This window comes from Acaryochloris sp. CCMEE 5410 (assembly GCF_000238775.2).
In the GTDB taxonomy this organism is placed as follows: Bacteria; Cyanobacteriota; Cyanobacteriia; order Thermosynechococcales; family Thermosynechococcaceae; genus Acaryochloris.
In genome coordinates, this window is the sequence record NZ_AFEJ02000001.1 from 1,536,463 (window position 1) to 1,550,503 (window position 14,041).

At 44.1% G+C, this 14,041-nt stretch carries 6 protein-coding genes and 3 pseudogenes; 5 read left to right on the plus strand and 4 right to left on the minus strand.

Features of this window, described 5'->3' with window-relative positions:
• Window positions 1-6: 6 nt before the first annotated feature.
• The 3 genes from ON05_RS06800 to rlmD all read right to left on the minus strand — a co-directional run bounded on the left by ON05_RS06800 (window position 7) and on the right by rlmD (window position 3,784).
• Entirely contained in the window at window positions 7-1,029 is a 1,023-nt protein-coding gene (locus ON05_RS06800) for a DMT family transporter (protein WP_010477697.1), read from the minus strand.
• A 131-nt stretch (window positions 1,030-1,160) separates the two neighbouring features.
• The gene (gene gltS / locus ON05_RS06805; protein ID WP_010477695.1) at window positions 1,161-2,351 is read right to left on the minus strand and encodes a sodium/glutamate symporter; all 1,191 of its coding nucleotides are present in this window, start codon (window positions 2,349-2,351) and stop codon (window positions 1,161-1,163) included.
• Window positions 2,348-3,784, minus strand: coding sequence for a 23S rRNA (uracil(1939)-C(5))-methyltransferase RlmD (rlmD, locus tag ON05_RS06810; protein WP_010477693.1), 1,437 nt, complete (start codon window positions 3,782-3,784; stop codon window positions 2,348-2,350). The genes gltS and rlmD overlap by 4 nt, the downstream gene beginning before the upstream one ends.
• Window positions 3,785-4,265: 481 nt before the next feature.
• Here rlmD and ON05_RS06815 point away from each other — a divergent pair, with 481 nt between their 5' ends.
• From ON05_RS06815 to ON05_RS06825, 3 genes and pseudogenes are all read left to right on the plus strand, one after another.
• Complete coding sequence (locus ON05_RS06815; protein WP_029315484.1) at window positions 4,266-4,664, plus strand: DUF4878 domain-containing protein; 399 nt, start codon at window positions 4,266-4,268, stop codon at window positions 4,662-4,664.
• 227 nt (window positions 4,665-4,891) lie between these two features.
• Window positions 4,892-5,881: pseudogene (locus tag ON05_RS06820) on the plus strand (IS1 family transposase).
• Window positions 5,882-6,859: 978 nt separating this feature from the next.
• A pseudogene (locus ON05_RS06825) lies at window positions 6,860-7,952 on the plus strand (IS630 family transposase).
• Window positions 7,953-8,849: 897 nt separating this feature from the next.
• Here ON05_RS06825 and ON05_RS06830 read toward each other — a convergent pair.
• Window positions 8,850-9,923: a chlorophyll a/b binding light-harvesting protein gene (locus ON05_RS06830; protein WP_010482374.1), complete on the minus strand. Its 1,074-nt coding sequence runs from the start codon at window positions 9,921-9,923 to the stop codon at window positions 8,850-8,852.
• A gap of 998 nt (window positions 9,924-10,921) precedes the next feature.
• Here ON05_RS06830 and tnpC point away from each other — a divergent pair.
• Window positions 10,922-12,342: pseudogene (tnpC, locus tag ON05_RS06835) on the plus strand (IS66 family transposase).
• Between the two features lie 471 nt (window positions 12,343-12,813).
• A complete protein-coding gene (locus tag ON05_RS06840) occupies window positions 12,814-13,821 on the plus strand; it encodes a hypothetical protein (RefSeq protein ID WP_039782010.1) in 1,008 nt (335 codons plus the stop codon).
• The last annotated feature ends 220 nt before the right edge of the window (window positions 13,822-14,041 follow it).

Consider the following 14,041-nt stretch of genomic DNA (forward strand, 5'->3'; position numbering starts at 1 on the left):
GGGGAATTAATGAATCGGCCTTGATTTTGCCGCACCTTTGCTGACCGTTGCCAAATATAGCCCCGTTAAGATGATAAAGAAGGCAACCCAATTCAATACGTTGAGTTGCTCTCCAAACACTTTCCAAGCTAGGAGAGCCGTAATTAAGGGTTCCATCAACATAAAAACAGAGACAAAGCCCGACGTAAATTGCTTGAGGCAGTAAGCTAGCAGGCCTTGCCCTAATCCTTGGCTAACCACGCCTAAGGCAATAACCGCTAGCCAAACCGTTGTAGAAGTTGGAAATAGCTGATTCCCTCCCATCAACACAATCGGAATCGTCAACAGTCCAGTCACCAAACAGGAGGACAGCATGATGGTTGTGGTGGTAAAACGCGTCCGCAGTTTTTCAATGACCAAAAAATTGGCAGCGTAGAAAACGGCGGATAACAAAGCCGTCCCATCCCCTACCAGACCACTCGGACCGACCTGGAAATCACCGACGCCAATAATTAACACTCCAGTAATCGCTAAGCTCATCCCCATCAGGAATTGACGATTGAATCGATGTCCTAAAAACAACCACCCCCCTAGGGTTGCGAACAAAGGCGTCATGTTGTGGAGGAGATTAGAATTCGCCACACTAGTTTGGGTGAGGGACCAAGCCCAAGACCCAGCCCGACCGTAAATCAGGATGCCCAAACACCCAAACCAGAGTAAATCACGAATTTGAATCGGTTGGGATGTCTGATCGGTTTCTGCAGGAGGTTGGCGAAACTGTTGGAAGCCGCTCCACAGTCCTAACGCCAAAGACGCAATCCAAAAGCGGTTAAAAATGGTCGCGCTGGCCGTTAGCTCTTCTTCACTTAACCGGGTAAATATTGCTGAACACGACAAAATACAGACAGCAGCAAGCAGAGCAGCAAAAGGCAACATAGATGCAGGCTGCGATGCAGGTTGTTCGTAAAGAGCTTCTAGAGCTTGTGGATCAGCAGGTCGCTCTAAGGTTTCAAGAATCTGCGGAGGCCGCTCTAGGTCTTTGGTAATCATTATTGAGTCAGTAGTGAAGAATGGGCTGTCGCGAGGTTAATGATCCCCATTATTATGTAATGTTACGAGACCCTTGAACAAAATATATATTGTGTAATTTTTTGATACAATTCTCGCGCAATGCGGTGTTTTTATGGTGACAGCATTAAAAAGAATTGAATAACGACCGCATTAGCAATATCCATACAGCAAGCTCCCAATAAAGGAATGACCAGCAAGGCTTTGGGAGAAGGCCCATAGCGCTGGGTAATCGTGGTCATATTTGCCATTCCCACAGGCATGGCTCCAAGAACCATTCCCGTAAAACCAGCACAGATCACGCTGGCATCATAATCACGACCTGCAGCCCAAAACACCACAAAATAGGCAAAAAGCCCGGCACAAAGGGTTTGGACGCCCAGAATGATCAGCAAGGGACCAGCCGTTTGCATCCATGACAAGATTTGCAAGTTCATCAAACTCATGACCAGGAAAAGCTGAAGGCTAACGTCATTCCAAAAGGACAGGGCTGAATCGTTGATCGAAATATTTCCCCAATCTAGGAGATTGATCAGGAGAATAGCCACCAGCATGATGGGCAGAAATCGGGGCAAGACAATGCCCCAATCCAGCGTGAACAGATGTATTCCCAGTCCCACACTTAGGGATGTCGCAATTAACAATACAATCCCAAACATGCCTTCCAAACTCGTTGGCATCGTTACTGGGCTTTCCGCCACAGCATCAGAGGGAAGAGATAGGGACTCCAGCTCAAACCGGCGAATCAAATGCTGACTAATGGGTCCCGCTAAAACCCCTCCCACAATCAACCCTAAGGTGGCAGCTGCGAGGCTAAATTCCAATGCACCAGCCCACCCTTGGGCCTCAAGCAATGTTCCCCAGGTGATCGCTGTACCATGACCGCCCACAAAGGCAATCGTCCCTCCAAGCAGTCCAAAGATAGGAGGGCAACCGACTAAGCAGGCTACCCCGATCCCGACTGCGTTTTGCAGGAATAAAAAGGCAATCATCACCCCAATCACAGCAGCAAGGGTTTTTCCCCCTTCTTTCAGCTGCTTAAAGCGAGCGGCTAGGCCAATCGTACTAAAGAAGATCAAAAGCAGATTGTCGCGCAAGCTCAGATCAAACTGTAAATGCCAAGGTGTGAAGAGGTTGACATAGGCCACTAGGCCACAGCCAATCAGCCCCCCCGAAACGGCAGCAGGAATATTCAGGGTTCTGAGGAGAGGGAGGGTGCGGGTCAAAAGGATGCCAATCCCAAGAATAAAAATGCTGACCAGTAGAAAGGTTAAACAGTCAATGTCAACAACGGTCTCAATCATGAAGGCCGCCGATTGAGAAACACAACACATTCCACATGGGACGTTTGAGGAAAGAAGTCAACGGGCTGGACTCGACTCAAGTCATATTGTCCTGATTGACACAGCAAATTCAAATCCCGAGCAAGGGTCGCGGAATGGCAACTAACATAGACGATTCGCGCAGGCCTGAGAGCCAGGAGTTGTTCAATCACACTTTGGTGGCAGCCTTTACGAGGCGGATCTAACAGCACCAGATCCGGAACAAAAGACAGCTCCCTTAAACACGCTTTGGCCGTCCCAGCAGCAAACGTTACGTTGCTAATTTGATTAAGGGTGGCATTGGTCTGGGCTTGGTCTACGGCTGCGGCCTGCAATTCAATCCCAATAATCTCTTTAACTCGCTGAGCCAGGGGAAGCGTAAGAGTACCAATCCCGCAGTACAGATCAACGACCTGTTCGCTGCCCGTGAGCTGAAGGTGATCGAAAAGGGTATTGAGCAGGACTTCCGCTTGTTCAGTATGCACCTGAAAAAAGGTATCAGGACGGAGCTGAAAAGTTAGCCCTGCAAAGGTTTCTTGCAAATAGTGACGACCGGCAATGCAAGTGCTGTCATGGCCAAAGATACGATTGGTGCGATGGGGATTGAAGTTCAGACTAATTCCCACCAGTTGGGGATAGCGCTCCAGCCACTCCTGCACTTGAGTATCTAGGTCGGCTAAGTCAGATAACGCTTGGTTCGGTTTGGCATTAATAATCAACGTCATTAAGATTTCTCCCGTCCGTCGACCGATGCGGATCGAGAGGTGGCGAATCAGACCCTGATGATTTTGTTCGTTATAGATGGGCCAATCTTGTTTTTGAATATCTTCTTTAATTTCCGCTAAAAAAGGATTGAACTGAGGATCCTGAACGGGGCATTGATTGAGATTAATGAGCTTGTGGCTTCCTTTGCGGTAATACCCTGCCTGTACTCGGTTGGTGTTTGGGCTTAACACAATGGGATAGGTTACCTTATTGCGGTACTCAATCGGAGATGGAGCAGCCAGCACTGGCTCGACGACTGGGGACTGGAATTTACCGATTCGCTCTAGAGCTTGAATCACATGATTCTGCTTGGCAATCAACTGATAGGCGTAGTCTACCTGCTGCCACTGGCACCCCCCACACTTATCAGCCACAATGCATTGCGGCCGCACCCGGTGGTGTGAGGCCTGCTTTATCCTTTGAAGCTGACCGTGGGCATATCTGGGTTTAACCCGAATCAACCGAACAGTGATGTGATCGCCAGGTACGGTGTTGGGGACAAAAACAACCAGATTTTGGTCTCCCCATCGACCCACTCCATCTCCAGTCGGACTGAGATCTGTAATCTCTAGATCAACTAGGCTACCTTGTTGCCAATGGCTTTCTGGTCGTTGTTGTTCCTGGGCATTTTGAAGGTTATCCACTGGCATAAATTGATGCACTAACAATTGGCATAAATAAGACGGTGGCTGTCTTAAGCTGAGGCTCTAAATGGGCCAAGGCTGATTAACACTGCCATAGCTATATGGGCAAAACAGTGATAGCTCCGTTAATTCAAGCTTTTTATCGTATACGAATATCTGGCTAATTACCTTTTTTCCCCCACTAACATTTATAAATGTCTCCCCGAACAGTGACTTTAAGGGGCATTAAGTACCGTTTATTTGCTGAACTTATTCCCTTGACGAACAAATAAGTTGCTCTATCTTTTTTAGAGCTGCAAATAAATTTATTTATGCAAACAATATTAAGATTCGGAGAATAGCAGATCCTTAACCCCTTACTATTTTCTTATTCCCAAATGTGAACCGCATTGTTGCTTGTGTAAAAAGATAAAGCAATAGATCGGTTCACCCTAGAGTGCAAGTTCAAGGGATGCGTTAATCGATACAACAATTGAGGAAGAAGGTAATGAACCTGCACTCTATGATGAATAGATTTTCTGCACAAATTCTGATGATTGGTGTGGTCATATTACTCATGGCCTGCGGGGGAGGTAACGCTTCACCCCAATCGGTTGTTGAGGAATTTATCAAAGCTGGGGCAGATGGCAAGTTCGATGAACTAAAGCCTCTATGTGCAAAAGCAGCCCCTGAGGAGTTATGTAATCCTAATGCAGATGACCGAGCAGAATTTGTCTCAATTATGAAAACGGTCAAAATTGTTGGCGAACCTAAGGTTGAGGGAAATCAGGCTCTAGTTAAGATCGCTATTTCATCTGGAGGTGAAACAGCCGAAGCGAACCTTCCTCTCGTGAAACAGGGAGATACATGGCTACTGAGTGGCGAACCTGAAAGAGTGGAGTCGTAAACCAATAGGGTGAACTTGGAATAGCTCAAAGTGACGACTAATCTGTATGGATTAGGTCAAATGCCTTTAAACGATTCACATCCCATCAGGATGTGTTCAGAAGAGAGCCATTTGCTACGTTTACTTCGCTTTGAAGATGCGATCGCATCTTCAAAACACAAAACCAGGGCACTGGTCTGTTAGCAGGATCTAGCTATAATGCTTCCGACGCAACCTAATGTAGATCAATGGAATGCCCATATTGTCTAAGCGAGAAGATCCTAAAGCGCGGCTTTGATAGCCTGCAAGATGGGACATTAGTCCAGCGATATCAGTGTAAGGATTGCAATCGGCGTTTCAACGAACGCACGGGTACCCCAATGGCTCGCTTACGCACCGCTAGTTCAGTAGTGAGCTATGCCATCAAAGCTCGCACCGAAGGGATGGGTATTCGTGCTGCAGGTCGAACTTTCGGTAAATCTCATACCACCATTATGCGTTGGGAAAAACGCCTAGCAGACCAAGCACAGAACTGGTCACCTCCCGCACCAGCAGCCTCTGATGTGACGGTAGAAGGGGATGAAGTTTACACGCGTGTAGGCAAAAATCTTCCCCCCAGCCAATCCCAGGGCTGGACCATCCATTTCCTTGAACGCGAAAGCCGCTATTGGTTGACAGCACAAGCTGGCCTCAAGGATGCACAACTTTTGCAAATGGCGTTTACTCAGCTTGGGAGTGGGTCAAAGCCTGTGATGGGATTCGATGGTTTACCGATGGTGAGAGGCGTTATGGACAAGAACTTTGGAAGCTCGCCAATGTCTATCTCAATGGTGAGGAGTGTCATCCTGACTATGGGCATCGCAAGGTTGGCGAGAGGGTTAGAAGTCGCGATGAAAGTTAAAGGGTCTCAGGGAATCGGCGAGTAGAGTGGGTGAAAGCAGAGCATCCCTTTACCGCTATCAGTCTAGGGTCTGAGGTCCATGCCAATCATAATGAGGCTCACAATGCTGCCTTGAGGAGACGATGTAGTGCTTATCGAAGACGGCAGAATCTCTACGCTAAGAAGCGGTCGGGGTTACAGCGAGTGCTAGATGTACAACGCCTGATCATAACTGGGTTAGACCCCATTGGGGCTCAGTAAGCAGACCACACCAGCAATGGAGATGGGATTTTGTTCTCGTCCGTTGAGCACACTAGAACTCCTCACCAATAAAGGGTTTAGGTATGTGCCCTGTTAGTAGACCAGTGCCTTACGCGAAGTCTCGGCCCTACACAAATTGATAAATTGATTGAGCCTCAGATAATCTATAAAACCTAATTTTCTATCCACCGATCTAAAGCAGGATAGATATATTTTGTTGTCATTTCTTCCAAAAAAAAAGATTTAATAGTCTCAGCATCGCCTAAATATTTCCAAGGGAAAAATCTGAGATTCTTTCTTTTTCACTAATTCTCAAAGTAAGCATACGCCTATTTAAATATTTACAGTGCATCTAAATTGGCTATAACAGGCACAAAAAGCATCTAACTTTAGCTATAGATTAAATTACTAAAGCAAAATAATTTACAGCTTATTCATTAGTGGAATAAAGTATATTCGAAGCATTCCGTTCATCAATCTTTTTCCTCACTACCAGCCAGTCAATATTCCGGACTCTAGCTTCTATAATTTCAGATCATTTACCCATTCTGAGTCACTTCTATGAAATACAATAGACAAAAACGGAAGTCCGTCGATGGGCAATTCTTGACTAAAATTACTATTGTCTATCTTTGTATCTTTTCTTCTCCATTTATTATTTCTCAGTTTGCTCCTCAAACCCAGATCACTCACTCTCCTACTGAAAACTCTCGCAAAGGATCAGAACATCGAGCAATCTCCCTCTCTACCCAATCTATCTCCCACCGTGATGGGAAAGACTGTTCAAACTAACAGAAGTTACGGTTTTTTTGAGTTGCGATCGCATCCACAATACTAAGAGTGCAATCTTAAAAAAATTTCCACTCCAACGTTAGTCTCATCAAGAATTTAAGACATTATTTCAGGTGAGGAGTTAATCTCACATACCCTAAATCCATCAGTCTTGAACAGGTGTCAAGATATCTTCAACCAATGCTAAATAGGGTTATTTTCAGTCTTACGGGGGTATCCAGCTTAGCTGGACACCTCAGATATACTGCGGACGACTAGTGGCTTAACATTGTAGCGGAGAGATTTGGCACACTGGGAGTATCCCCCAACCGACTCTCCTACTCGCATGATTAAAATTGATTTCACCGCAGAGGAAATCCAACACCTCAACTACGAGCGCTATCATCATCCTCACCCACGGGTGCAGCGACGGATGGAAGTCCTCTACTTAAAGAGTCAAGGTCTTGCCCATGCCCAGATCTGCCAGCTTGTCAGATTAGCCGTCCGACCTTAGCCAAAACCCTTCGTTTGTATCAACAAGGAGGAATTGAAGGACTGAAGACCCTGGAATATAAAGGTCAACCCAGTTCACTCAACGCTCATAGCGATAGTGTGAGAGCCTATTTTGAGCAACACCCGCCCCGCACCAGTGCAGAAGCTCAAGCAGTCATTGAACAATTGACGGGCATTAAACGTAGTCCAACCCAGATCAAAGCTTTCCTCAAACGCATCGGTTGTCGCTATCGAAAAGTGGGGTATGTGCCGGGAAAGTCGAGTCTACCCGAGAAAATTGAGGAGCAAGAGCAGTTCCGAAAACTTGCCTTGAACCCTTATTAGAGGGAGCTCAACGCCAAGAGCGTCTTGTCTTTTTGTAGATGCTGCTCATTTGTTCATCAGGCTTATCTGGGGTTTCTCTGGTGCATCCGTCGGATCTTCATCCCCTCTCCTTCCGGTCGTCAACGATTCAATGTTCTCGGGGCGCTCAACGCCGTCACTAAAGATATCATCAGCATCACCAACCACACCTACATCAACTCTCATAGCATGTGTTTGTTGCTAGCCAAGCTTGCTCTACTCGACCCTGTCATACCCATCAGCGTGATTTTAGACAATGCTCGATATCAAAATGCCAGCTTGTGACAGACTTTGCTGAGATCGTCGATATTGAGTTAGTCTACTTGCCCTCTTATTCACCCCATTTGAATTTAATTGAGCGGCTCTGGCGCTTTGTGCGCAAAGAATGTCTCTACTCAAAGTATTATGCTGATTTCCCCGCCTTTAAGGGAGCCATTCAACAGTGCCTCGACCAGTGCAATGGTGAGCATAAGGCGAAACTCACAAGCCTGCTATCACTCAAGTTTCAGTCTTTTAAAAAAGTTAATATCTTAGCCGTCTAGAGTATAGTCCATACCATATGAGCCGATCCAACGTTGGGGTTAACTTTGGAAGTGATCGATAAGTCAGTGGAGCAATCAGCACTTGAGGTATCTCCCTCGACAGTCAGTTATTGAACAAATGCTGGCCTAATTCGTCGCTTCCGTAAAACAATGAGAATCAACCAAACAATAAGTGAACTGAAGTTATAAAATTAATGGTTAATCTAACGTTTCAATGGTTAACCGATCTCTTTGCCATAAAGCTCTTAAATTGCACATAAGATTAGGAAAGTTGCAAAAGCCCCTCCACAGATGATCCACAGCCTTTCATGAAGAATAAACCAGCTTTTCATATCTGGATTATTTGCATCAGGTTTAAAGAAGCCAGAAATAGATAAAATTAGCCCATAGAGACATAACAAATAAAATGGTATCGAACTATGATTTGAGATGATCGAAAAATGACTTTTAATGGAATAGTGGGTACTTAAATAGACAATTGATCCAACCCCCATCGACAAAATGTAAGAGGCTATATTATATTGCTCCTCTTCAGATTTTTGGCTCATCATAATTTTTAAAAATCCTTGATATATAACTATCTGCGCAAACTGGCCTGAAAACTATTCAGCAATTTGTGTAATGCAGATAGATGAATCGGGTGAGTATTTAGAATTCTTGTGATGCTAAGGTCAATAGCAAATCTCAAGTAAATAGAGGCGAAAAATTATATAGGCTAAAAATGTCTTAAAGATATTGCTGTGTTATATCGATCTACGGGAGTGATTTGCTTTTGCTTAGATCTAGCAATATTTTTCGGAATGCACTGTCTTCGCTAGGTGAGCGTCAGAAAAAGAATTAAATAAACAAGCATCCCCCGGCCACCCTAACAATAGAGTGGCCGAAGACTTGACGATGTTACGTAATAGCGTTGCCACTGGTGTCAGCAGCGATGATGGAAGGAATTCTCTCGAATTTGAAGCCCATTGCTCTTAAGCAATGGAATAGATGACCTTGTAAACAATAGAAGGCGACATAATAAGTGACATTAGCTAACCAAGCGCGAGAGGTATAAAACCCATCTGCTAAATCAGCCGTATCAGCAAAGTAGGGGGCAATCCCAAATTTGACTTCTAAAGCTGCACCATAGAATTCAACGGGGTAAACAAAAGTATTAACGGCACAGAAATAAGCAGAAATAAAGCCCATGATGGCAACACCACCTAAGGAGGTGCCAATTAAACCATCAGGTGTGTATATCTTAATTCTGGACCCTAAATCTTGTTCCCATTTAAAAGGGGCAACATTGATATGCCACAGCCCACCAGCCATATCAAATAACCCAATAAATAGGTGGCCAGATGCTAGGTCATCTAAGTTATCTACAAAAAATGGATTAAACCCTGGTGTAGACCAACCGTACTTAAAAACATTGCCAATTGTTGAGCCTGGAGCAGCTACTTTGGTGACTTCACCTACTGTTGGATCGTAGATACCATGAAACTTCATCCATCCGACAAAGATCAAAGAAGCGAATCCAATAAAGAGTAGATGGTTACCCAGAATATATCCTAACTGCTTAGGATCATCCCATTGAAAAGCAAATCGTTCAGTGTTGCCGCGGCCACCTTCAGTTAAATCCATCGGACCTATTTTGGCGTGATAATAGGCTCCAGCAAAGAGTACTAAGCTGGCAACCATATGAATGGCTCCCACCTGAGTGTAAACAAAGGTATTGGTCACAACACCGCCTGCCCCAATTCCAAACCCTTCCGCTGCAAGGTGAGGAATTAAAACAAGACCCTGGTCATACATTGGCAGACTAGGATCAAATACTTGATTTTCAGAAAAAGTATTGAACCCCACCCAAAACATGATGAGGGCTATTTGTAGGATATGAGCGGCAAGCCATTTACCTTGTACAGAGACATCTACTAAACGGCTATTGCCTTGATACCAAGGATATTCAGATTGATTGACATTTGTTGACATAAATTTCTTCCAAAATTCTTACAACAGGTATAAAAATTTTCTTCCTTTGTTTTTCAGCAGAACCATTAATCCAGATCGGATTAGCAGTTCAATAGAATAAAAAAAGGAAGTTAAGAGGCGCCATAACCTGTCTATTTGTGTTAATGACAGGCAATGGCATATATCCCCACAAGTTTTTATCTGCATGGGGATATTTTTAATAAAAAGTCAAACTATCTCTCTAAACATATATTCAATTGACTTATGTGCTAACGAAGTATTAGCAGGAGAGAAAGTATTCAGTTAGAAAATTTCTTTAAAACCTTTGCACGGAAGACATTGCAAGCAGGCAGCTTACATGCTTGATGCAAAAAGGATTTAAGGATTCTAAGCTGAACCTAAATCTCAAAGATATATGGGTGTTAGGAGATAAATTTTAGGGTAGCTATATATAGATCTAAAGACTCATAGATGAATCCTAAATCTATATATAATGCATTTTATTTTCTTATAGGAATGAGAGAAGATGGTTGATCTTTTTAATTCATGTAATTCCGAATTTTTATATTCGATGTGTCTTAGATTATTCCTCTTTTATGACTACAAGTATTTTGAGAAAATTTTTTTGATATTAGGAATAGTAACAGGAATGAAATAATTTACGTGACAAACTGTTAAAAGTTTAATAAATAAATAGCATTAGCTCGAATTATAATTTACATTTATACACAATTTACTTATTAAACCATTAGGATTTTCCCTTTGAAAGATAGATAGGAAAAGACTTTTACAGTTTCTTGCATTTATTAAATCTCTTGAAACTACTTTGCAAATATAAATAAAAAGTCTAAAAATCGAAATTTCAAACAAATCTTTGATATGAAAATTCGATTTGTTACTGCCCAGGCTTAAATCATTGTGTTGAGAATGAAGGTATAACTCTATCTGAGACTATGTTTTAAGCACACCAGCAGTCAATCCGTACTCATTCGTTGAACAAGAAAGTCTCTGACCAGAAAATTAGTGAATCTGATATTCGAGCAATCTACCATCAAGGAGAGGATGCAGTTGTTGAGCTGGTCACCCTTCTTATTAAACGGATAGAGCGACTAGAAGAGCATCTTGGCAAGATAGTCGGAACAGTAGTAAACCACCCTCAAGCGATGGCTTTGGGAAGCGGACCAAAAGTCTACGGGGTAAGAGTAAGCGTAAAAGTGGGGGTCAAAAGGCCATCCCGGTAGTACCTTGGAATGGCGTGAAACCGTCGATGCCGTAGTGTTACATCCAGTCACTCAATGTCAAGGCTGTGGTGCCTCGTTAACAGAGGTCGCCGTCCTTGAGTATGAACTGCGCCAGGTTCATGAGCTGCCCTCCTTGTCATTACAGGTCATCGAGCATCAAGCAGAAGTCAAATATTGTGAGCACTGTCAAACCTTGAACCGGGGTAAATTCCCCAGCGATGTCACCAATGTGGTTCAGTATGGCAGTAATCTCAAAGGCTTGATGGTGTATTTGATGGAGGCTCAACTGTTGCCGTTTGAGCGCACCCGTGAACTGCTTAAAGACCTCTTGGGTTGTCAGGTTTCTGAAGGAACCCTGTGCAACACCCGTACAACCTGTGCCCAGCAATTAGAACCGATTGAAGCCCAGATCAAAGACGCTATTGAGCAAGCAGCTGTGGGACATTTTGACGAGACGGGGTTGCGAGTCAACAGCAAGTTGTGGTGGCTGCATGTCGCTTGTACGAGTGGATTAACCTACTACTTTGTCCATGCCAACGCGGCACAGCAGCGATGGACGAAATGGATATTCTGCCAAACTTTACGGGCACGAGTATTCATGATGGTTGGAAGAGCTATGCCCGCTATGGTTGTACGCATAGCTTATGCAATGCCCATCATTTGCGCGAACTCCGATTTATTGTTGAACGCTACAAACAACCTTGGGCTGAGGAGATGATCTCACTGCTGCTAGATATCAAAGCTGAGGTAGAGCGGGCAAAAGCTGAACACTTAAGCGTTCTCGATGCGAGACAAGTCGAGGCGTTTGAGCAGCGGTATCGCCAAGTGTTAGCCGATGGATTCAAGCATAATCCAATGCCAACCGTCGATGAAAATGCACCCAAGAAACGAGGCAAGCAGAAGCAGAGTACACCCAAAAACTTGCTCGACCGACTTCGAAAGCACCAAGCTGCTGTCTTGGCGTTTATGTATGATTTTCAGGTGCCTTTGATAACAATCAGGCTGAGCGCGATATCCGCATGATGAAGTTGAAGCAGAAGATATCGGGATGTTTTCGCTCCTTGGCAGGTGCCCAGCAGTTCTGCCGCATTCGCGGTTATATTTCAACTTTGAGAAAGCAAGATATCCCTGTACTGGATGCACTCAAAAGTATTTTTGCTGACAATCCTGTTAGACCAGTGCTTCAGCCTGGGCAGTAACTTCGATTTTTAGGTATCCTTTTATTTAATTTCTTAAAATAATATCAACTAGTAAAGATTGTCTTTATGGCTCTTGATTACCTACGCAGGTTGTTTGACCTAGAACTCAAAACGAGGAATGAATCTTTCATATGAGCACGGTATCTTTGGTGAAGACTTGCGATGCGTCTTCAATCTCGGGTAGTTAGGTGGGATTATCTCAACCCCCTAATTTTTGGAGGCGATATAAACAGGTGTTCTGAGAATCTGAGCTTCGGTCCAAATGAGTTCGGTTAATCCAACTGCCATGGCAGGAGTTCTCTATTGAAAGCGCTTTTTACCCTCGGGTACTTCAAGAAGAGAACGTAAACTGCGATGCTTTCTCACCCAGTTGTAGACTGTGGTACTGGTTCCGTAGAGTGGGGCAGCAGAGAAGCTTTCAATATATTAATTTGAGAGATAATCGATGCATTCTATAACATCGTTCTTTCAATGGATTTTTCTGTTCATTATTGTCCATGCTGTACTTATGGTGACACCCATACCCACACTCGTTATCTAACAAAAGGGCATGGTTCACGGACTATCCTCCATTGCCGTCGATGTGACATCTATTTCAGTGAGACGTTTGCAACTCCGATCTCAGGACTCAAAACCCCATTAAGCCGGATTATCACCATCCTCAAAGCCAGGAGTGAAGGGATGAGCCTGAATGCCACAGCTCGCACCCACAATGTATCCAAGAAAAGTGTGATTGATTGGGAAAGACGCCTATCTGGTCTCAAGCCGACCTTAATGCTCTATTCGTTAGTCCATCAGTTCATTCACCAAGAAATAGAGGGGGATGAGCTTTATACTAAGGTGAACAAAAACAAACCGCCGTCAGAGTCCCAAGGGTGGACAATTGTTCTGATGGAACGGGGAAGTCGGTTTCTGTGGGAATTGCATTGTGGGCGCAAAGACCAGCAATTATTTGAGAAGGCGTTACAGTGTTTGGCTCAAGTGATTGAGCAAACAGACAACTTGAGTCTATTAACGGATGGAGAAAGGCGCTATGGCAATATTCTGTTTGATATTTGCCATGACATCATTCGCAATGGTAAACCGGGACGTCCTCTCAAACGCCTGCCGAAAGGGGTAAGAGTGCGCATTAAAAACAAAGGAGCCAAAACAAAGAAGGGGCGTCCTCGTCAAAAGTATCAATCACCTATTCCAGAGCATCCTGATACAGCTCATGAGGTGTCTAACGAAGAGATACATGCTAATCATGTTGAAGCGTTTAATGCCTCCATGAGACGACGTAATGCAACCTTTCGACGCAAGACGAATACCTATGCAAAATCTAGGAAGAGCTTGCAGAGAACACTCGATGTATTTTGGTTGATTCACAACTTTACTCGGGTTCATTTCACCACAAAAGTTGTTCCTGCTGTCAAGTTAGGAATACTCAAGACTCGGCTTTCATGGCCACAAATACTCACGATGAGATATGCTGTCTAATCCAGCAGCGAAAATACTTCTAGCATTCCCATCACTCGGAACCATTACCGAAGTCTCGTGTGTGAAGACTAATGATGACTTAGTCTTTAATCTTCTCAAGTTTGAGTAGAGAAAGTATTATTCTCCCATTTCCAAATCTTATAACCCAAGAGTTCAGAACATTCGGTATGATTCTGAGAACAGAGTAGAGCGGCTGAACCGAAATAAGCCAGCTATACTC

What these genes read in the sequence shown, in the direction of transcription:
- ON05_RS06800 (WP_010477697.1), bottom strand. Translation starts at nt 1,029, where the DNA reads ATGATTACCAAAGACCTAGAGCGGCCTCCGCAGATTCTTGAAACCTTA.
- ON05_RS06830 (WP_010482374.1), bottom strand. Translation starts at nt 9,923, where the DNA reads ATGTCAACAAATGTCAATCAATCTGAATATCCTTGGTATCAAGGCAAT.
- rlmD (WP_010477693.1), bottom strand. Translation starts at nt 3,784, where the DNA reads ATGCCAGTGGATAACCTTCAAAATGCCCAGGAACAACAACGACCAGAA.
- ON05_RS06815 (WP_029315484.1), top strand. Translation starts at nt 4,266, where the DNA reads ATGAACCTGCACTCTATGATGAATAGATTTTCTGCACAAATTCTGATG.
- gltS (WP_010477695.1), bottom strand. Translation starts at nt 2,351, where the DNA reads ATGATTGAGACCGTTGTTGACATTGACTGTTTAACCTTTCTACTGGTC.
- ON05_RS06840 (WP_039782010.1), top strand. Translation starts at nt 12,814, where the DNA reads ATGGATTTTTCTGTTCATTATTGTCCATGCTGTACTTATGGTGACACC.